The 19348-nt window shown below is 64.1% G+C and carries 19 protein-coding genes; 13 read left to right on the top strand and 6 right to left on the bottom strand.

Features of this window, described 5'->3' with window-relative positions; genetic code table 11:
- Position 1: 1 nt before the first annotated feature.
- Positions 2–475 carry a nucleoside deaminase gene (locus XW59_RS10875; protein WP_047145256.1) on the bottom strand — a complete coding sequence of 158 codons (474 nt, stop codon included), beginning with the start codon at positions 473–475 and terminating at the stop codon, positions 2–4.
- Between the two features lie 15 nt (positions 476–490).
- Positions 491–1162: an ankyrin repeat domain-containing protein gene (locus XW59_RS10870; protein WP_047145257.1), complete on the bottom strand. Its 672-nt coding sequence runs from the start codon at positions 1160–1162 to the stop codon at positions 491–493.
- A gap of 159 nt (positions 1163–1321) precedes the next feature.
- Between XW59_RS10870 and XW59_RS10865 the strand changes: the two genes are divergently transcribed.
- Together XW59_RS10865 and XW59_RS10860 are read left to right on the top strand one after the other, a co-directional pair.
- Positions 1322–2191: a LysR family transcriptional regulator gene (locus XW59_RS10865; protein WP_137327009.1), complete on the top strand. Its 870-nt coding sequence runs from the start codon at positions 1322–1324 to the stop codon at positions 2189–2191.
- Positions 2192–2420: 229 nt separating this feature from the next.
- A complete protein-coding gene (locus tag XW59_RS10860; protein ID WP_047145259.1) occupies positions 2421–3248 on the top strand; it encodes an IclR family transcriptional regulator in 828 nt (275 codons plus the stop codon).
- Here XW59_RS10860 and XW59_RS10855 read toward each other — a convergent pair.
- From XW59_RS10855 to XW59_RS10845, 3 genes are read right to left on the bottom strand one after another with little or no spacing between them, the layout of a single operon-like run.
- Positions 3187–4128 carry a DMT family transporter gene (locus XW59_RS10855; protein WP_047145260.1) on the bottom strand — a complete coding sequence of 314 codons (942 nt, stop codon included), beginning with the start codon at positions 4126–4128 and terminating at the stop codon, positions 3187–3189. The two genes, XW59_RS10860 and XW59_RS10855, sit on opposite strands and share 62 nt — an antisense overlap.
- A complete protein-coding gene (locus XW59_RS10850) occupies positions 4125–5825 on the bottom strand; it encodes an FAD-dependent oxidoreductase (RefSeq protein ID WP_136068167.1) in 1701 nt (566 codons plus the stop codon). Before XW59_RS10850 ends, XW59_RS10855 begins: the two co-directional genes overlap by 4 nt.
- Positions 5826–5846: 21 nt before the next feature.
- Positions 5847–6599, bottom strand: a complete 753-nt coding sequence (locus tag XW59_RS10845; protein WP_246666056.1) for a glucose 1-dehydrogenase — start codon at positions 6597–6599, stop codon at positions 5847–5849.
- Positions 6600–6759: 160 nt separating this feature from the next.
- On the opposite strand from XW59_RS10845, the gene XW59_RS10840 reads away from it, so the two are divergent.
- From XW59_RS10840 to XW59_RS10790, 11 genes are all read left to right on the top strand, one after another.
- Positions 6760–7791 carry a TRAP transporter substrate-binding protein gene (locus XW59_RS10840; protein ID WP_047145263.1) on the top strand — a complete coding sequence of 344 codons (1032 nt, stop codon included), beginning with the start codon at positions 6760–6762 and terminating at the stop codon, positions 7789–7791.
- 72 nt (positions 7792–7863) lie between these two features.
- Positions 7864–8421 carry a TRAP transporter small permease subunit gene (locus XW59_RS10835; RefSeq protein ID WP_047145264.1) on the top strand — a complete coding sequence of 186 codons (558 nt, stop codon included), beginning with the start codon at positions 7864–7866 and terminating at the stop codon, positions 8419–8421.
- On the top strand, positions 8418–9755 hold the full coding sequence (locus XW59_RS10830) for a TRAP transporter large permease subunit (RefSeq protein ID WP_047145265.1): 1338 nt from the start codon (positions 8418–8420) through the stop codon (positions 9753–9755). Before XW59_RS10835 ends, XW59_RS10830 begins: the two co-directional genes overlap by 4 nt.
- Before the next feature lie 120 nt (positions 9756–9875).
- A complete protein-coding gene (locus XW59_RS10825; RefSeq protein ID WP_047145266.1) occupies positions 9876–10835 on the top strand; it encodes an MBL fold metallo-hydrolase in 960 nt (319 codons plus the stop codon).
- Between the two features lie 505 nt (positions 10836–11340).
- Complete coding sequence (locus XW59_RS10820) at positions 11341–12126, top strand: FadR/GntR family transcriptional regulator (RefSeq protein WP_047145267.1); 786 nt, start codon at positions 11341–11343, stop codon at positions 12124–12126.
- 11 nt (positions 12127–12137) lie between these two features.
- A complete protein-coding gene (gene rpiB, locus XW59_RS10815) occupies positions 12138–12587 on the top strand; it encodes a ribose 5-phosphate isomerase B (RefSeq protein ID WP_047145268.1) in 450 nt (149 codons plus the stop codon).
- An 8-nt stretch (positions 12588–12595) separates the two neighbouring features.
- A complete protein-coding gene (locus tag XW59_RS10810) occupies positions 12596–13540 on the top strand; it encodes an NAD(P)-dependent oxidoreductase (protein WP_281406226.1) in 945 nt (314 codons plus the stop codon).
- Positions 13537–14214: an amino acid ABC transporter permease gene (locus XW59_RS10805; RefSeq protein WP_047145270.1), complete on the top strand. Its 678-nt coding sequence runs from the start codon at positions 13537–13539 to the stop codon at positions 14212–14214. The genes XW59_RS10810 and XW59_RS10805 overlap by 4 nt, the downstream gene beginning before the upstream one ends.
- Before the next feature lie 16 nt (positions 14215–14230).
- Positions 14231–14905 (top strand): amino acid ABC transporter permease, encoded by a 675-nt coding sequence (locus tag XW59_RS10800; RefSeq protein ID WP_047145271.1) that lies wholly within the window; start codon positions 14231–14233, stop codon positions 14903–14905.
- A 25-nt stretch (positions 14906–14930) separates the two neighbouring features.
- Positions 14931–15656: an amino acid ABC transporter ATP-binding protein gene (locus XW59_RS10795; RefSeq protein WP_047145272.1), complete on the top strand. Its 726-nt coding sequence runs from the start codon at positions 14931–14933 to the stop codon at positions 15654–15656.
- Between the two features lie 44 nt (positions 15657–15700).
- Positions 15701–16486, top strand: a complete 786-nt coding sequence (locus tag XW59_RS10790) for a transporter substrate-binding domain-containing protein (RefSeq protein WP_047145273.1) — start codon at positions 15701–15703, stop codon at positions 16484–16486.
- A 170-nt stretch (positions 16487–16656) separates the two neighbouring features.
- On the opposite strand, the gene XW59_RS10785 is transcribed toward XW59_RS10790, so the two are convergent.
- A complete protein-coding gene (locus XW59_RS10785; RefSeq protein WP_137327008.1) occupies positions 16657–19056 on the bottom strand; it encodes a hypothetical protein in 2400 nt (799 codons plus the stop codon).
- Positions 19057–19348: the final 292 nt, after the last annotated feature.

Raw genomic sequence — 19348 nt, 5'->3', positions numbered from 1 at the left:
GCTATCGCCGGCCGTCGCGAGCCCGCACCCACTGCTCGTAAAGGCTCTGGCCGGATTCACGCTCTACCGGCATGTGACTGATCGCCATCGACTGTTCGGCGAAGGGCCGCTTGAGTTCGGCGTAGATGTCCGCCGTGGACAGGTTGAAGGGCGCGCCATCCTCGTTGGAATAGGCAAAGGCGACCGTGCCCACCCCGGCCAGCCGCATGGCGGCAAGGCACATGGGACAGGGATGGCCGCTGGCATAGACGGCACTGCCCTCGAGTGCCTCCGGACCGTGTATGCGGGCAGCTGCGCGGATCGCCAGCAACTCGGCATGATCGGTGACGTCGTGGCTCAGATGCATCTCGTTGACGGCACTTGCGATCACCTCGCCATTGTTTACCACGACGGCGCCGAAGGGACGGCCACCCGCTTCGACATTGGCGCGCGCAAGCTCGATCGCCTGGCGCAGGTAACGGCTTGCATCATTCATGGAAGCCTCCTTTGTCTATCGGGCGCCGGCGGCGGCGAGAATTTGTTCGATTTCGCGATAGCCGGCGCTACGGGCGTGCTGAAGCGGCGTCACGCCGTTCCCGTCCGCCAGATTGACATCGGCGCCCGCCTTGACCAGCAGATCGACGATCTGCTGGTGGCGGGAGCCACCATCGCCGAGGATGATCGCCTCCAGCAGTGCGGTCCAGGCCAGATTGTTGACGTGATCGACGTCGACGCCCGCCTCGATCAGCGTGCGCACCGTTTCGACATGGCCGCGTTCCGCCGCCGGGATCAGCGCCGTGCCGCCATAACGGTTGGTGCTTTTGAGATCGGCGCCTTGCGCCAAGGTGAGCTTCAGTATCTCGAGGTGTCCGCGTGCGCCGGCATAGAGATAAGGGCTGTCGTTGATACTGTCCTTGGCATTGACATCGGCGCCTGCTTCGATGAGGGCGCGTGCCGCATCGATCGCATCGACGTGGGTGGCGACCAGAAGCGCAGTCGCTCCCCTGTCATCGCGCGCGTCGATTTTCGCGCCTTCGGCCAGAAGCCGGGTGATGAGGGCGGCATCATTGCTCTGGGCCGCCTTATGCAATGGCGTTTCACTCATGGCTTTTCCTGCTGCAACGAAGGGTACGGCCATCAGCAGCAGGCAGGCGGCACCTGTAAGGATCGAACGCCGAAGCATGGTGGAACTCCCGATCAATGGCCGCAGCGGGCCTGCTGCATGATTGCTCTGTGGCTACCATGCCTAGATAGGGAGGAGCGTTTACATTTGAAAATTAAATATAGAGATGCTTTATATCATGATTGTGAATGTTCTTCGGAACCTTGTCCCGGGATAATTATGCTCGATCCACGCCTTCTTCGCGCCTTTACCGCGATCGTCGATGCGGGCAGCTTCACCCTCGCAGCCGAGCGGCTGCATATGACACAATCCACCATCAGCCAGCAGCTTGCCAGACTGGAAGATGCCGTGGGCGCGGCGCTGATCGAGCGTTCGGCGCGGCCGGTCGGGCCCACTGCCGCCGGAGAGCGGCTCCTCGGCTATGCACGCAGGCTGCTCACCCTCCAGCAGGAAGCGCAGGCGGCCCTCGGCGACCCGGCGGGAACGGCCGCCATTCGCATCGGCGTGCCCGAAGACATCGTCAATGCGGAGATGGCCAAGACTTTCAGCGACTTCGCCCGCCGGCATCGCGAGATTCGGCTCGATGTCACGGCGGGATTGAGCCGCGAGCTCACCAGGCGTTATCGCGGCGGCGAATTCGACATTGCCATCGTCAAGGAGAATAAGCCGGCCCCTGATTGCCGGGCCGCCTTTCAAGAGCCCATGGCGTGGTTCGAAAGCGCCGATGCACCAAGCGATTGGCCAGATCCCCTTCCCCTGGTAGCCTTTCCGCCAGGCGGCCTTTACCGCGAGACGATGTTTGAACGCATAGAACGCGAGCAGCGTCGCTGGTATGTCGCCTTCGCAGGCAGCAGCCTGCACAATGTCCTCGTTGCCGTGGAAGCTGGGCTCGGCCTGTCGCTGCTGCCCGTCGGTGCAGCGCAGAAATACCACGTCCGGCATTACGCGCCCTTCGGCGCAGAGACCGCCATGGCCGTTTCCCTCTATTCGTGGGAAAATGCCGGAGCCGTTTGCGAGCTTGTCAATGCGATGCAGGTTGTGCTTGCTGCCAGGGCGGCAACACATGGTGCTGGCCAAGAAGCGACATAGACAAAAAACGGCCGAGTGCATTTCAGTCGTGCGCAGGCTGCAAGGATGCATCCATGACGAGCAGCCGTCCAATCCTTGAAAGCCCCTCAAGCTGATCGTTATCGGAAGAATTCTGCAGCCTGCCGTGGCGAGTACGCTCGCAACCCTCCAGCGATGCTGGAAAGCTGCTTGACGAGGCGGGTCTCTCCAATCGATTGAGAAGCCTTCATATCTGGACTATCTGTTACCGATGAATGAGCGGCTTCCAATACTCAAGCAGAAGACCAGGCTGCCGCGGGGCGTCCAGTCGATCGATACGGGCGGTGTAATCCTCAAGGCACTCGCCGAGGCGCGCGGCCCCCTCAAACTGCGCGATCTGGCCGAAATGACGGGAATGGCGGCCGCGCAACTCCATCCTTATCTCGTCTCGTTCCGCAAAATGGGCATGGTGGAGCAGACCGAAGCGGGGCATTACCAGCTCGGCGCCTTCGCTCTGCATCTCGGCCTGACGCGGTTGCGCAATCAGAACGCATATCGCGAGACGGTGCGCCGCGTCGCCGCGCTTGCCGACGAGCTGCAGCTGATGATCGCCATCACCGTTTGGGGCCTGCACGGGCCGACGATCGTCTACGTCCAGGAATCCTCTGCGCGCATTCACGCCAACGTCCAGGTCGGCAACATCTTCCTGATGACGGCGACAGCGACGGGACGCGTCTTTGCCGCCTATCTGCCGGCCAACATCACCCAGCCCATGCTGCGCCTGGAGCGCTCCGACCGCACGTTGCTCGAACGCGGCCCGTTCGAGTTCGACGAGGCCCGGTACTGGCAAGACGTTGAGACCGTGCGCCAGCGCGGCTTCGAGACGACGCGGGACCTGCCCATACCCGGGGTCAGCGCCGTGGCCGCACCCGTCTTCGACCATACCGGCAAGATGCAGCTGGTGCTGACGGCGATCGGGCCAACCAGCATGATCGATCTGTCCGAGGACGGCCCGGCGGTACGCGGCTTGCTCGACTTCACGCGCCGTCTGTCGTCCGAGCTCGGCTATCGCCAGCGCGAGAGCGAACACGACGCCTGAAATCGAGCGAGACGGCGAGGCCGCAAGTCGCCAACGCGATGCCCGACAGTGCCATCAGGCTCGGCACTGAATCGGCGATCACGACCCCGACCAGGATCGCAGCCGGCGGCAAGAGCGCGGGAAACAGCGCCGCCGTTCCGGTGCCGAGACGCACCACGGCACCGGCGAAGGCAACGATGGCCAAGGCACCGCCGAGGATGCCCTGGTAGACGGCCTGTTCGAGCCAGAGCGCGGCCGGCATCGGCGTGACGCCGAAGCCGAAAAGGTGGACGGGCAGAAAGGCGAGCGCCGACAGAATCGAGATTGCTCCCGTCGTCTCGACCGGCGGCAGATGCCAGCGCCCGACCAGCCAGGTGAATACGCCCCAGAGCGTCCCCGAGGCCACAAAGCACAGATCGCCCAGCCAGATCGGCAGATCGGAATGCGGGCGAATGTCGGGCTGGTCGACGGCGATGGCGATCAGACCGGCGACGAGCAGCGCCATGCCGATCCGCCGGTTGAGTGGCATTCGACGTCTATCGACCAGGATGGCGAGAGCATTGGCCACCAGCATGGTCACGCCGGGTGAGATCACCACGGCGTGCGACAGCGGCGCGATGCCGTAGCCGGCATTGATGAACAGCGCGAAGGGCGGACCGATCATCGCCGTCAAAAGGAGAAGCCGGCGCCAGCCGATCGCACGGGCGACGGCAAGGCGCGGCACGAGGAACGGCAGCAGCACCAGGGCGGCAACGCCGTAGCGCAGCATCGCCAGATCGGCGCTGGAAAAGCCGTCGGCCCGCCCGATCGCGGTGCCGACATTGTAGAGCGCCCAGGAAAGCGTGGCGGCAAGACCCAGCGCCACGCCCTGCATGTAGCGGGCGCTGCTTGCCTCGCTCACGCGTTGCCGCCGGCCATATGGCGAGCCGCAATGTAGCCGAAGGTCACCGCCGGGCCGAGCGTGATGCCGCCGCCCGGATAATTGCCGCCCATGATGCTGGCAGCATCGTTACCCACCGAATAGAGACCGCCGATCGGCCGGCCGTCGCCATTCAGCACCTGTGCATTCTCGTTGCAGCGCATACCAGCAAAGGTGCCGAGGTCTCCCACGACGAGCTTGACCGCGTAGAACGGACCCTTTTCAATCGGCGCGACACATGGGTTCGGCTTGTGGTCGGGATCGCCAAGTGAACGGTTATAGGAGGTCGAGCCCTTGCCGAACTCGGGATCCTCGCCCTTGCGCGCATAGCCGTTGAACGTCTCGATGGTCCGGCGCAGGCCTGTCGGATCGGCACCGATCTTCCGTGCCAGTTCCTCGATCGTCGCACCCTGGATGAGATAGCCGTTGTTGACATGCTGGCGGTAGGGCACCGGCGCCGGCTTCACATAACCCAGCCCGTATTTGCGCAGCACGCCATGGTCGGCAATGAAGAAGGCACAGATCTCGCTATCCTCCTCGCGGCAGCGCGCGATCATCGCCTGGCAAAAGTCATGGTAGGAGTTCGCCTCATTGACGAAGCGGCGACCCGATCGCGTGACGGCTATGACGCCGGGCTTGGAGCGATCGACGAAATGCGGGAACGTTCCCAGCGTGCCGTCCGGCTTGACCGGCCGCGAAATCGGCACCCAGGCGGCCGCGTTCGGCAGTTCCGTCTCGACCGTGCCGCCGGCAGCTTCGCCGAGCCGCAGCCCGTCGCCGATATTTCCGGGAGGGGCTGGCGAAGCGTGCTCATAGCCAGACGCGGCGTGCGGGAACATCTCCTTGCGGCGCACCGGATCCTGCGGAAAGCCGCCGGCGGCAAGCACGACGCCCTTCGACGCATGCACCCTGACAGGGCCTTCGGCCGTGTCGACGATCGCGCCCGTCACCCGGCCGGTCTCGTCCTTGACGAGTTCGCGCACCGACGCGCGCGTCCAGATCGGCACGCCCTTGTCGAAGCAGGATTTCGCCAGCCGCGCGACCAGCGCATTGCCGTTCATCAACCGCATCGGCCGACCATGAAAGACCATGTCACGCAGGAATTTCAGGAAGAGCTTGCCGACATAGTAGGCCGAGACGGGCGAGCGCGTGACGTTGAAGAAGTGCAAGAGCTCCTTGCCGGAGCCGATCATCATGCCGAGGAAAGTGATCTCGGCCAGGGGCGGGCGCAGGCGTTTGATCTCAGGGCCCAGTTCGCGCCCATCGAAGGGGCGGGCGACGATCGAGCGACCGCCATCCATGCCGCCCGGCGCGTCGGGATGATAGTCGGCAAAAGTTGGGCCGAGGTCAAACTGGAGGGACGTTTCCTCCTCGTAGAATTCCACCGCCCTCGGGCCCGCCTCCAGGAACGCGTCGACGCGCGCCGCATCGAAATGCTCGCCCGCCTCGTGCTGCAGGTAGATGCGCGCCTTTTCCGCCGAATCCTCGACGCCCGCGCGCTTGGCCGGCGCGTTGCCGGGAATCCACATCCAGCCGCCCGAGCGCGCGCTCGTGCCGCCGAAGACCGGCTCCTTCTCGACGACGAGCACGTTGAGCCGCCGGTGCGCGGCACTGACCGCCGTCGACAGTCCCCCTGCTCCCGAACCGACGACCAGCACGTCGCAATGATGTTCTTTCATCTGCATGTTGAATTCCCTGGATCAGGCGGCGAGATAGCCGCCATCGACCGGCAGAAGCGCACCGGTCACGTAGCTCGAAAGATCGGATGCGAGGAACAGCACCGGGCCGGCGAGTTCGTCGGGCTCACCGACGCGGCCGAGTGGCGTGTGGGCCATGAAGCGGCCGATCGCCTCGGGATTCTCGCGCGTCACCTTGGTCATGGGCGTCGCGATGACGCCTGGCGCGATCGCGTTGACGCGGACCCCCAGCGGGGCAAGGTCGTGTGCCAGCGCCTTGGTGAACTGCAGCACCGCGCCCTTCGATGCCGCATAGGCGCTGAGCGCCGGTCCGGCCGTCACCGACATGATGGAGCCGAGGTTGATCACGCTGCCACCAGATGCCGATAGCTGCGGCAGGAAGGCGCGCACCATGTTGCGGATACCGTCGACGTTGACTCGGAAGATCGCGTCCCAGTCGGCATCGAAGGCCGGATCGTCGATGGGCGTTCGGCGGATGATGCCGGCATTGTTGACGAGAATGGCGGCCGGGCCGAGCTCGCGTTCCACCCGCGCGGCGAAATCCGCTGCCTCGGCGCTGTCGGAAACATCCGCGCGCGCGGCGATCACCGTCGCCCCGGACGCAGTGATCTCGCGCGCCGCCGCTCGTGCCGTCGCTTCGTCGAGGTCGCAGATCGCGACGCGTGCGCCGGCCGATGCCAGCCCGCGGGCAATGGCCAAACCATTGCCCTGCGCCGCCCCGGTTACGACGGCGGTCTTGCCTTCTATGCCTTTCACGGCCCCTCCCATTCATTCGTTATTCGCAAACGCGTTTGATTATAGCTAATTTTTTTGTTGAGCCAAGACGCGGAATTTGCGACAGTGCACCCAGGTCGAAGGCGCTCGGCGCACACGATCAGTGGTTGGAGGCCGCTCCGGCGGCACAGGGAGGAGAACAATGAAGCGCATCGTCGCCGCGGCAGTCCTTGCCGCATCCGTTGCCGTGAGCACTCAGGCCATGGCGCAGTCGTTCGATCTGCAGAGCGTATTCGGGCTCAACGTGCCCTCGATCGGACCGAGCCCGGTCAACTGGGCGGACAAGGTCCGCCTGATGACCAATGGCGAGGTGGATATCAAGGTTCACGGCGCAGGCGACTTCGTGCCGCCCTTCGAGGTATTCGGTGCGGTGTCGTCGGGCGCCATCCCGATGGGCTTCGACTGGATAGGCTATTGGGCCGAGTCCATCCCCGTCGCCAATCTGGTCGGCTCCATGCCCTTCGGCCCGACCCCGGAGATCGCGCTCGGCTGGATGTTCGAGGGCGGCGGCCTGGAGATCATCCAGAAAGCCTATGACCCGCACGGCGTGAAGGTCATCCCGTGCCATCTGGTCGTGCCGGAGGCCGGCGGCTGGTTCAACAAGGAGATCAACACGCCGGAGGACCTCAAGGGCCTCAACATGCGCATCGCCGGCCTCGGTGGCCAGGCGCTCGCCAAGCTCGGCGCCAACACGCAGCTCGTGCCGGCCGGCGAGATATACGTCTCGCTCGAAACCGGACGCATCCACGCCGCCGAATTCTCCGCGCCGCAGCTCGATCAGGGCTTCGGCTTCCAGGAGGTCGTCAAGTCCTACTACTTCCCTGGCTGGCACCAGCCGTCGAGCTGGGATTCCATCATCATCAACATGGATGTCTGGAACGGCCTGTCGGAAGACCAGCAGAAGATCATGGTCGAGGCGTGCAAGGCCAACATCACGGAGAACATGGCCGACCAGCTCAACGCCCAGATCGAGGCCGTCGAGGCCATCGAGGCGGCAGGCGTCGAGATCAAGCGCTTCCCCGACGAAGTGCTCGTGGCAATGCGCGATGCCGCCCATGAGGTGATGCAGGAAGAGGCCGCCAAGGACGAGATCTTCAAGGAAGCCTATGAGTCGCTGACCGCCTATATCAAGCGCACCTCGCGCTGGGGCGACCTGCAGGCGCTGCCGCGCTAATCGATCTGGCGGCCACCCTGGCGACACGGGTGGCCGCCGGTCTCTGACTTTGCGCATTGTTGGAGCCTGCGGATGAAGCGCATTCTCGATCTCGTTGTTCTGCCCGGCAAATGGGTCGGCTGGCTGGTCCTGCCGCTCATCCTGTCCGTGTGCCTGACCGTGCTCGCCGCCAGGATGGGGTGGAACGCCTTCGTTCGCTGGGACCAGGCGCTGCCCGTGCTCGGCCGGGGCATCACGGTCAACACGCTGGCCGACCTTCAGTGGTATATCTTCGCCATCGTGGCGATCTTCGGCGGCGTCTACGCCTTCCGCGATGGCCAGCACGTCAGCGTCGACGTCTTCTCGGCCGGACTGCCGCGCCGCGTTCAGCTCGGCATGCGCCTGTTCGGCGACCTCGTCTTCCTGCTTCCCTTCTGCGCCATCATCTTCTGGTACGGCTGGTCCTTCGCTCTAACCTCGTTCAATTCCGGCGAAGGCTCCACCTATGGCGGGTTGATGAACCGCTGGCTGATCAAATCGATCATCCCGATCGGCTTCGCGCTACTCGGCATCGCCGCCATCACCCGCGCAATCACGACCATCGGCGAGATCCTGCACCCCGCCGCGACCGACGAAACGACATCGCAATGACCGAATATTTCTGGCCGCTCGCCATGCTTGCCGGGCTCGTGCTCGGCATCTTCTCCGGCTATCCCGTCGCCTTCGTCCTTTCGGGGATCGGCATCCTGTTCGCCGTGCTTGCCGGCGTGCCGATGCTGTTCCTGTCGACGGGCGTCTCGCGCATCTATTCGGGCATCCTGACGAACTGGCTGCTGATCGCCATCCCGCTCTTCGTCTTCATGGGGCTGATGCTCGAACGCTCCGGCGTCGCCGAGCGCCTCCTGAAGACGCTGGCGGCGCTGTTCGGGCGGGTGCCCGGCGGCTACGCCTTCGCCGTCGCCATCATAGGCCTGATCATGGCCGCGTCCACCGGCATCATCGGGGCCTCGGTGGTTCTGATGGGCATGATCGCGCTCCCGGCGATGAACAAGGCGAACTACGATCCGCGCATCTCCACGGGCCTCATCGCCGCATCCGGCACGCTCGGCATCCTCCTGCCGCCATCGATCATGCTGATCGTGCTCGGCGACCAGCTTCGCATCTCGGTCGGCGACCTGTTCATCGGTGCGATCGGGCCGGGCCTTTTGCTCGTCGCGCTCTACATCCTCTACCTGATCGCGATAGCCATCTTCCAGCCGCACCGGATGCCGCCGAGCGAGCACGAGCGCGCGCCCGACCTGGGCACGGCGGCCCTGCGGCTGATCCGCGACCTCCTGGCGCCGGCGCTGCTGATCACCGCCGTGCTCGGCACCATCGTCATGGGCGTCGCGACACCTACCGAAGCGGCCGCGATCGGCGCGGCCGGCGCGCTCTTCCTGGCGCTGATCTCCGGCAAGCTCAATTTAGAGACCCTGCGCACCTCGCTGCGCGACACGACCAAGACAACCGCCATGATCATCTTCGTGATGATCGGGGCAACGATCTTCTCGGTCATCTTCCGTCGGCTCGGCGGCGACGAGATGGTCATCCACGCCTTCGACGCGCTCGGCACCGGTCCTTATTTCGTGCTCTTCGTCATCATGGCGCTGGTCTTCATCCTCGGCTTCTTCCTCGATTGGGTCGAGATCGCACTGGTGGTGGTGCCGCTCGTTGCGCCGGTCGTCGCCAATCTCGATTTTGGCATGCCGCAGGGTCAGGTGCTCGCGTGGTTCGCGATCGCGCTCGCCGTCAACATGCAGACCTCGTTCCTGACGCCGCCCTTCGGCTACGCACTCTTCTACCTGCGCGGGGTCGCCCCCGATGTGTCTATCGGAACCATATATCGCGGCATCATCCCTTTCGTTCTCCTGCAACTTCTGGCGCTCGCGCTGGTCATCGCTTTGCCCCAAATTAGCTTGTGGTTGCCAAGCTATTTGTCGAAATAATCGAGCTTCGCTGCTAAAGTATGCCGGGCTCTCGATCACAAGCTCATCAGCGAGAACGGTTCGCATATTTCTTTATGAACGAGCTCGACGGATCAAAAGAACAATCGAATCGGAGCTGACATGACGAAGAACTTCGCATCCACCGGCGATATGGCCGAGAAGAACATCTCCTTCACGGAGATCGGCCGCGACCTATGGGCCTTCACCGCCGAGGGCGATCCGAACACCGGCGTCATCATCGGCGACGATTCGGTCATGATTATCGATGCGCAGGCAACGCCGCGACTGGCGGGTAAGGTTATCGAGAAGATCAGGACCGTCACCGATAAGCCGATCAAATATGTGACGCTGTCGCACTACCACGCCGTGCGCGTGCTCGGCGCGTCAGCCTATGGCGCGTCGGAAATCATCATGTCGGAAAAGGCGCGCGCCATGGTGGCGGAGCGCGGGCAGGAGGACTGGGATTCCGAGTTCGGCCGCTTTCCGCGCCTCTTCCAGGGCCATGAATCGATCCCGGGCCTGACCTGGCCGTCCATGACCTTCAACGACCGGCTGACCGTTCACATGGGCAAGCGCCGCGTCGATCTGTTGTTCCTCGGCCGTGCGCACACAGCCGGTGACATCGTCGCCTACGTGCCGGACGAGAACGTGATGTTCACCGGCGACATCGTCGAGTACTACTCGGCCTGCTATTGCGGCGACGGGCACTTCTCCGACTGGCCGATGACGCTGGAGGAAATCCGCGCCTTCGATCTCGACGCCATCGCGCCCGGCCGCGGCGATGCTCTCGTCGGGGCTGCGATGGTCAACGACGCGATCGACAACACCGCCGATTTCGTCATGTCGACCTACCGACCGATCGCGCGCGTGGCGCTGGGAGGCGGTTCCCTGAAGGAAGCGTGGGACGCCTGCCGCGAGGTGTGTGATCCGAAATTCGGCGAATACGCGATCTACGAGCACTGCCTGCCGTTCAACGTGGCTCGTGCCTATGACGAGGCATTGGGCATCGACACACCGCGCATCTGGACGGCCGAGCGCGACAAGGCGATGTGGGCACAGTTGCAAGGCGGAGCGGCTTGATATGGCAGCTTTCCGCGGCTCGGATTCCCTATTTCCAAGCGCGGTCGAACTAGTTGGCAAGTGCCTCTCGGAAATGGCGGGCGTGGATGGTTTGCCGCCCGTCCGCCTAGGAGTTGGCTGCCTGGAGCAGCCGCCATCCTCCAGTCCACCTAACAGGTAAATTCGAACCCTCGGCTTGGCGTGCGACGAAGGTCGGAGCGACGTTTGTCATTCGACTGCGGATCGTTCGGTTGCCGCGGCGATGAGGTTGGCTACCATCTTGAAATGGCTGCCCCTTCTACGCGCCAACCCGAACACGGCCTGGAGATGGCGCCGCGGCGCCAACTATCGCACGCTGTCAGGCCGCAACTGATGCACGCAGTCGATACCTGAAGCATCGCGCTCTCCGCCCGGAGCGGCATGGGTCTCGGATATGATCTCTCGAAAACACCCCGTAAGCGCGCAGGTATCTGACAATCCACAGGCTTGAGGTTGACAAGTGGTAAGACCACGGTAAGTTCTCTGCATGACCACAACGGCGACAATTCGACGAGAGACTAAGGAGCCCTCCAGCGGCTACGCGAAGATTTCGTCGTTCCTGCGCGAGCAACTCCTCACCGGGCAGCTCAAGACTGGGGATTTCCTCCTGCCCGAGCGTGAGTTGGCGGTCCGGCTCAATGTCTCGCGGCCGGTCGTGCGCGAGGCGCTCCGAGCGCTGTCGATGATCGGCATCGTTGAAATCCGCCATGGGGTCGGCACCGTCGTGAAACGCCCGGACGTGTCCACGTTGCGTGAGTTCTTCACCTTCGCGCTCGCGCAGCAGTCCGACGTCATCGACGACATCATGCAGGCGCGAATTGCGATCGAGCACCAGGCGATCCGACTGGCCTGCCAACGCGCGACGCAACGCGATTTCGATCGGCTGGCCGACGCCCTCACCACCATTACCGAAACCATTCACGATCCGAGCGCTGGCGCCGCGGCCGACTTCGCCTTTCACGAGGCGATCGTCCAGGCGGCGCATTCGCCGACCTTGGCGAGTATCTACGGTTCGATCTCCGAATTGATGATGCGTTCGCACCGCGAACGGCGCGAGCAGATCATCCGCATCGACGGGATCGAGGAGTTTCTGGTCGATCATCACCGCTCGATCTTCGCGGCGATCGTCGAGCAGGACGTATCGCGCGCCGACGAGCTTCTGGCTCGGCATTTCGAAATCGGCGCCGACTTCCGGCGCCGCGCCACGGCGCGTCACGCCTTGCCGCAGTCGGCAACGGTGCAATCGGCGCAAACGCCGCACATTCAGGAATAGGGGTTGAGTGAATGAAGATCGTGATCGGCAGCGACCACGCAGGGTTTCCGATGAAGGCGGGCATCCTCGCATTCCTGAAGGAGAGTGGCCACGAGGTGGACGACGTAGGTAGCTTCGATCCCGATCCGGTCGATTTTCCCGATATCGCGCGCCTCGTCTGCAACAAGGTTCGCAGCGGAGAGGCCGATCGCGGGCTGCTCATCTGCGGCACGGGGGTCGGTGCTTCGATCGCGGCCAACAAGATCCGCGGCATCCGAGCCGCCGTCTGCCATGACGTGCATTCGGCGCACCAGTCCGTCGAACACGACGACGTCAACGTGATGTGCATCGGCGCGCAGATCGTCGGTTCGTGGCTCGCGCGCGACCTCGTCGAATCCTATCTCGCCGCGAACTTCGACCGCGACGACGCCGATTTCGTGCGTCGCGTCGAGAAGCTCGCCGACCTCGAGAACGCCGGCTGAAGCGGCGAGTGGGAGGAGCAGACCAGATGAGTGACCAGACACAGAAGGGTGTCGTCGGCTTTGTCGGCCTCGGCGTGATGGGCCGCGAGATGGCCCGCAACCTCGTGGAGGCCGGCTTCGACGTGCGCGTCTTTGACGTGATACCAGCGGCCGCCGAGGCCTGCCTGGCCTTCGGCGCGTCCCCGGCCGCATCACTACCCGAAGCGGTCGGCGAGGCCGACGTGGTCGTCACGATGCTCCCGGACACCCCTCAGGTCGAGGAGGTCATTCGCGGTCCGGACGGCCTCCTCGCGCATCCGCCGGAGGGCCGGCTCGTCGTCGACATGAGCACGATCTCGCCGCAAGCGACGCGCCGACTCGCTGCGGATCTCGCCGAGGCGGGCATCGCCTTGCTCGACGCGCCGGTGTCCGGCGGTCCGGTCGGGGCCAAGAGCGGCACGCTGTCGATCATGGTCGGCGGCGACGCCAATGCGGTGCGGCAGGCGCGTCCCGTTCTGGAGGCGATGGGCACGACGATCAATCACGTCGGCGCGTCCGGCGCCGGCCAGACCGTCAAGCTCTGCAACCAGCTCATCTGCGGCATCAACCTGCAGGCAATATGCGAGGCCCTGGCGCTCGGTCGAGCCTGCGGCGTCGACCTCTCCCAGATGCGCGAAGTGCTGCTGGGCGGCTCGGCCAATTCCTGGATGCTCGAGAAGCTCGGCCCCGCGATGATCGAGGGCGACGACAGCGCGGGCTTCCGCATCGATCTGATGTTCAAGGACCTGCGTCTCGTTCTCGAGATGGCACAGCACGAGAACGTTCCCTTGCCCGGCACCTCGCTCGTCACCTCGCAATACATCGAGGCGCGCGCGCACGGCGAAGGGTCGAACGGCAACCAGGCGCTGTTCCGCGTCTACGACCGAATGAGCGGCCAGGTCCGCGGCCGCGTCACGCGGGATGCCGCGGAATGACTCTCGATTTCACGGCCATCCTTGCCCGCTGGCAGATGCTGCTCGACGGGCTCGCGCTCACGGTGCAGCTCGCGGCCGTGACAACGTTGACGGGGTTCCTCATCGGCACGCTCTGCGCGATAGCGCGGCGCTCCGACGTGTCGGCGCTGCGGTGGGTCGCTTCGGTCTATATCGAGGCGATCCGCAACACGCCGTTCCTCGTTCAGATCTTCGTCGTCTATTTTGGCTTGTCGAGCCTCGGCTTCTCCTTCTCGGCCGTGACGGTGGCGATCATCGCCCTGACAATCAATGTCGGGGCTTACACCGCCGAGATCATGCGCGCAGGCTTCGACGCAATCCATCCGGGCCAATGGGAGGCCGGCGAATGCCTCGGCCTGTCGCGCACCCAGACCTATTGGCACGTGGCCCTGCGCCCGGCGATGGAACGCGTTTATCCCTCGCTGACCAGCCAGTTCATCCTCCTGATGCTCGCTTCCTCGGTCACCTCGCAGATATCGGCGGAAGAGCTGACGGCCGCGGCGAACTTTATCCAGTCCGAGACCTACCGCCCGTTCGAGACCTACATCGTCGTCGCGCTGATCTATCTCGCGCTGTCGCTGGCGATGCGCGTCGTGTTCTGGGCGTTCGGCCTCGCCGTCTTCCCGCGCCGCCGGCGCCTCGGCACCAATCTTTGAGGGGGAAAGGACGGCAATGAACACCGCCATCAATTCCGGGCACCTCGTCTTCCTGCTCAACGGCGCGATGTGGACGCTGGTGCTCTCGCTCCTGGCGTTCGCCGGCGGCGGGCTCGGGGGCTTCGTCGTCGCGCTCGGTCGCACGTCGCCGATCAAGGTGCTCCGCATCCTCTCCAGCGCCTATGTTCAGCTCATCCAGGGCACGCCTCTCCTGGTGATCCTGTTCCTGACCTTCTTCGGCCTGCCGACGCTCGGCTTCTCGATCACTCCGCTTTTTGCCGCCGCCCTGTCGCTGACGATCTATGTCAGCGCCTATCTCGGCGAAATCTGGCGCGGCTGCATTGAATCCGTGCCGAAGGCGCAATGGGAAGCGGCGGAATGCCTAGCGCTGTCGCGCGTCCAGCGCATGTTCAAGGTGATCCTGCCGCAAGCGGTGCGGATCGCCACGCCGCCGACCGTCGGTTTCTCGGTACAGATCATCAAGAACACCTCACTCGCGTCTGTGGTCGGCTTCGTGGAACTGGCCCGCGCCGGGCAGCTCATCAACAATTCGATCTTCGAGCCTTTCGCGATCTACATGATCGTCGCACTCCTCTACTTCTGCCTCTGCTTCCCCGTTTCCGCCCTCAGCAAGCGCCTCGAGCGCACCGGCGCCGCCCGGCTTCGCACCCTGAAGGCCGCGTCCGCTTGAGGACGCCACAGTCCCGGAGACTTCAATGTCCGTCGTCGTTCTGAAAAACGTCAAAAAGAGCTTCGGTTCGCTGCCGGTCCTGCACGGCGTCTCTTTCGCGGTCGCCAAGGGAGAGGTGCTCGCGCTCATCGGAGCCAGCGGCTCGGGCAAGAGCACGGCGCTGCGTTGCATCGACCGGCTGGAGATCGTCGACAGCGGCGAGATCGAAGTCTGCGGCCATATGGTCCACGATCCCGGGCTCGACCTTCGGCGGCTGCGTCTCGATGTCGGCATCGTTTTCCAGAGCTACAACCTGTTTCCGCATCTGACGATCAAGGAAAACGTCACGCTCGCCCCGCGCTCGGTGAAGAAGCTGGATCGGCGCGCCGCGGACGAGATCGCCATGCAGTCGCTGCAAAAGGTCGGCCTCGCCGAGAAGGCCGACAACTATCCCGAGCAGCTCTCCGGCGGGCAGCAGCAGCGCGCCGCGATCGCGCGGTCGCTCGCGATGGAGCCGAAGGTCATGCTCTTCGACGAGGTGACCTCCGCGCTCGATCCCAAGCTGACCGGGGAGGTACTCAAGGTCATTGAGGCGCTCGCCGCCTCCGGCATGACCATGATCATGGTGACGCACGAGATGGGCTTTGCCCGCCGCGTCGCCGATCAGGTCGTTTTCATGCACGAAGGCCTCGTTCACGAGGCCGGCTCGGCCGACATTCTCACCAATCCGTCAACCCCGGAACTGCGCGAGTTCGTCTCGAACGATCTCTGAAGAAACCAAGCATGCTCAATCCACAGGGAGGAAACCAAATGCGAATGCTGAAAAAACTCGCCGCCGCCATGGCGCTCTGCACCCTCACGCTGGTAGCCCCGGCCAGCGCCGATGCCTATGAGGATATCATCGCCGCCGGCAAAATCCGCGTATCCACCGATCTCGCCATTCCGCCTTCAGGCATGCTGGACGCCAATCTCCAGCCGATTGGGTCGGATGTCGAGACTGCCAAGCTACTGGCGGAGGATTGGGGACTTGAACTCGAGTTCGTACAGACGACCGGCGCGACCCGCATCCCCAACCTGCAGACTAACAAGGCGGATATCGTCATCTCGACCCTGTCGGTGACGCCGGAGCGGGCGCAGGTTATCGACTTCTCAGCGCCCTACGCCGCCCTACGCTCCGTACTCGGCGCGCCGGCCGCGGCCGACATCTCCGGCTGGGACGATCTGCGCGGCGCGACCGTGACGGTGACGCGCGGCACGACCCAGGACAGCGAACTGACGGCGATGGCATCCGAGCACGGCTTCACGGTCGCACGCTACGACGACGACGCCACGATGGTGACGGCGGCCGTCAGCGGGCAGGCGCAGATGGTCGCAACCTCCGAGACGGTCGTGAACCAGATACGCGAGCGAAGCGCGGAGCGGGCTTTCGAGCCTAAATTCACGATCCGCACCTTCGATCTCGCCATAGGCGTGCGCAAGAACGAGCCGGAGCTGCTCGCCAAGCTGAACGAGTGGATCGAGGCTAATCTCGCCAGCGGCAAATTGAATGAAATCTACGAGAAGCACCACGGCGCGCCGCTTCCCGACGAAATGCTGAAGTAGGTCCTTTGGTTCGGGGCGGCGGTCGAAAACGCCGCCCCTTCGCAAATGGAACGGCAAGACAATTCCGGCCTTCGGCTCGGTGAATGTCGATCTCGTCTCGCGCGTGGAGGAAGCAGTGCAAGGCGCACGCCACCCGTCGACATGGCCGTTTGTCCGGGTTGCGCATGTTTTCAATGCATCCTCGGCAGATAGATGCGATCGCCGGATCGTATCAGATGGGGGCTGGCGATGTGCTCCATGTTGAGCACGACGGTTTCCGTCACGTCGGCGAAGTGGGCCCTGGCGATATGACCTATGCTGTCGCCATCCCGGGCCTCGACCCAATGGTGTCCGTCCCGCTCCAGGCCCGGGTTCGTGCGCGCTCCCGTTCGGCCATCCGGATGAAGAGTGTCCTCCTTCGGCGCCGAATGGCCGGAAGCATGGTCCATGGAGGCGCCTCGCACCCATGGCAGCACGTAGCGCACCCCCGTCGCAGCGTCGACGTACAGAATATGCGATTTGTGCGCCAATTCCGGCTCGTCGCCGCGCGCATGCGGGGCGTCGGCTTGAGGCACGTAGACATTCTCCGCGCTCCCGGGCAGCAGTCCATAGCGGGTCGCTGTAACGAATTGCCCATTTTCGTCCCGTATCTGCATCGGGCCGATCCGGCGCCCGCCGACCTGCGATGAAAGCAGGGTCATGACCCCATCCGCAACGTTCCGGCGCATGAAACCGCCATCGATGATCGATGGGCCAAATTCCGTGCGGAACCGTGATATCGCCGCAAGCTGGTCGGGCCGGGCAGTCTTCTCCAAGTCGCCAAGCAACGTTTCCAGCGAGGCCCTGCCGCCCTTCGGGATGCCCGTCGCGGCTCCGTCGCGCGAGGTTTCCACGGCACGTGCCAGCCAAGCAGGCACCGTCAATTGCTCGTTTTGTCCGCCGGCGCGCTCGAAGGTCAGCGTTGCGGTTTCATTCCTGGCGACCGACCGCGCGACCTTGGCGGCCTTGGATTTGTACTGGATCCTGACTTCGGCGCTGAATGCCAGCACACCCGCCGGCAGCGGCGGTGTAGACAATGAGAAGGTGTATCGCGTCGCCGGCGTGCCATCGGCGCCATAAAGGTTCCTGTAGATATTGCCGGCGCTCGGCATGTAGCGCGGCTGCGATGCGCCTTCAGGGCTGAAACGCGAAGGCAGCCAAGATTGCACCGTCGTTTTCACCTTGTAAGCAAGCGAGGTCGCCATTCTGTCGGGATTGAACGTCAGCGGGCCGGCCAGCCTGTGGCGGTCGTTGAAGATGATATCGACCAGCATGGCCTCGGGATTGACGACGCGTACCGTCTCGCCGGTCAAAAGCATGATGTCCGAGAAGGGTGCCTTGCCCGGCACGGCCGAGAGCCGCATGCCGCTCTGCGTCGGTTCATCGGCGAACGACAGCGTGTTCGAGCGATCGATATGGCCGGCTTCGACGAGATTCCGGATCGCGCTAACGTCTCCGCCCTCCCCCAGCGCGGCAACGAGTTCCGACGCCTTGGTCGAATCCTTCAGGGTGAACTGGATCTTCAGCCTGATCGAGCCGAGGCCGGACTGGATCTGGTCGTAAGTCTGCCTGGCGACGATGTCACCCGGCTGCAGCGTGTCCTTCACGGGGAGTTCCGGTCGCATTTCAGCCCCTATCCGGGGAAGCTGGTCGACCGCGTCGACATGGGCGGCAACGACGGGCAGGCGCAGGCCGGCCTTGGTTTCGGTCATGACGCGATCGAACGGAAGCGCGCCTTCCAGCCTGACGTGGCCGGCGCCGTTTTCGGCGGGCACGCCGAAGAAATCGTGCTGGCCCGGGGCAAGCGTGACCTCCTCCGCCCTCAGCGACGGCGAATAGGTCATCTCGATGACGGTGCCATCGCCGTCCGGCGTCAATCCGACGATCGTGGCGTCATGCGGTTTCGCGTCATAGCCGCTGCGATCGCCGAACACGCCCTGGCTTGCCTGCGCCGCCAGGTCTCTGGCACGGACCGGGAAAGCAGTCTGTTCGGAAATCGGCCACACGCCGGCCTGAAGCCCGGTGATGTTTCGATATTCGCGGGCACGATAGGAAACCACGCCGTGCGTGCCCAGCGCATCCTTCAACGGCGTCAGGCTGCGCTGGCTGAAGCTGTCGACGACCGACCAGCCGATCATGCCGAAATCGGTCTTGGTGCCGACGCCGAAGCCGACGGCCGCCACGGTCGGCGAGCCGATGTCGAAAGCCTGACCGGTATTCAGCCGAACGCGGAAGGTGAAGCCGACACGAAAGTCGGGCAAAACCTCGCGAAGCGGCGTGCGCGGCAGGTGAACGCCATCGGGGCCGTAGCGTTCGGCCAATTCGCGGCCCGAATAGTAACTTCTTTCCGCCTCGTACCTGGCTAGCATCTGCTCGGGCGTGAGTTTCAGGTCATTACCGTCCGGGCCCTTCTCCAGATAGGCGGATGGCGTCCTGGGATCCTTTCCGCTGGTGTAGGCATAGCTGCTGGTGTCCGCTTCCGGCATGCCGCTCAAGCTACGCGTTTGCGGGTCCCAGACGAGGCGCGGTGGATTGTCCGTCGCGGCAGTCATGGAGAGGGGGTCATCGCCTGCCAGCGGGAAGCTGGCCCATTCGCCCGTTTCCGGATCTCTTGCGAGTCGTACCGAGTGGTCCGTCGCCGGGACGATTATCGGGTCGCCATCCCTCGGGTGGGCGGTCTGCCGGCTGAGGGAAATGTGCGGATCGTCGGCGGAAGACGTCCGGCTCGCCTCTTCCGATGTCGCCCCATTGTTTGCGGCTTCGTTTGGATTGAGGCGGATTGGTTGATTGGCCGGGTTTGTCTTTTGTGTTCCTGCGTAGTTTATGATGCCCCTTGCGCCGAGG

It is taken from the genome of Aquamicrobium sp. LC103 (genome assembly GCF_001014615.2).
In the GTDB taxonomy this organism is placed as follows: Bacteria; Pseudomonadota; Alphaproteobacteria; order Rhizobiales; family Rhizobiaceae; genus LBCQ02.
This window is presented reverse-complemented; position numbering and strand designations above follow the sequence as displayed.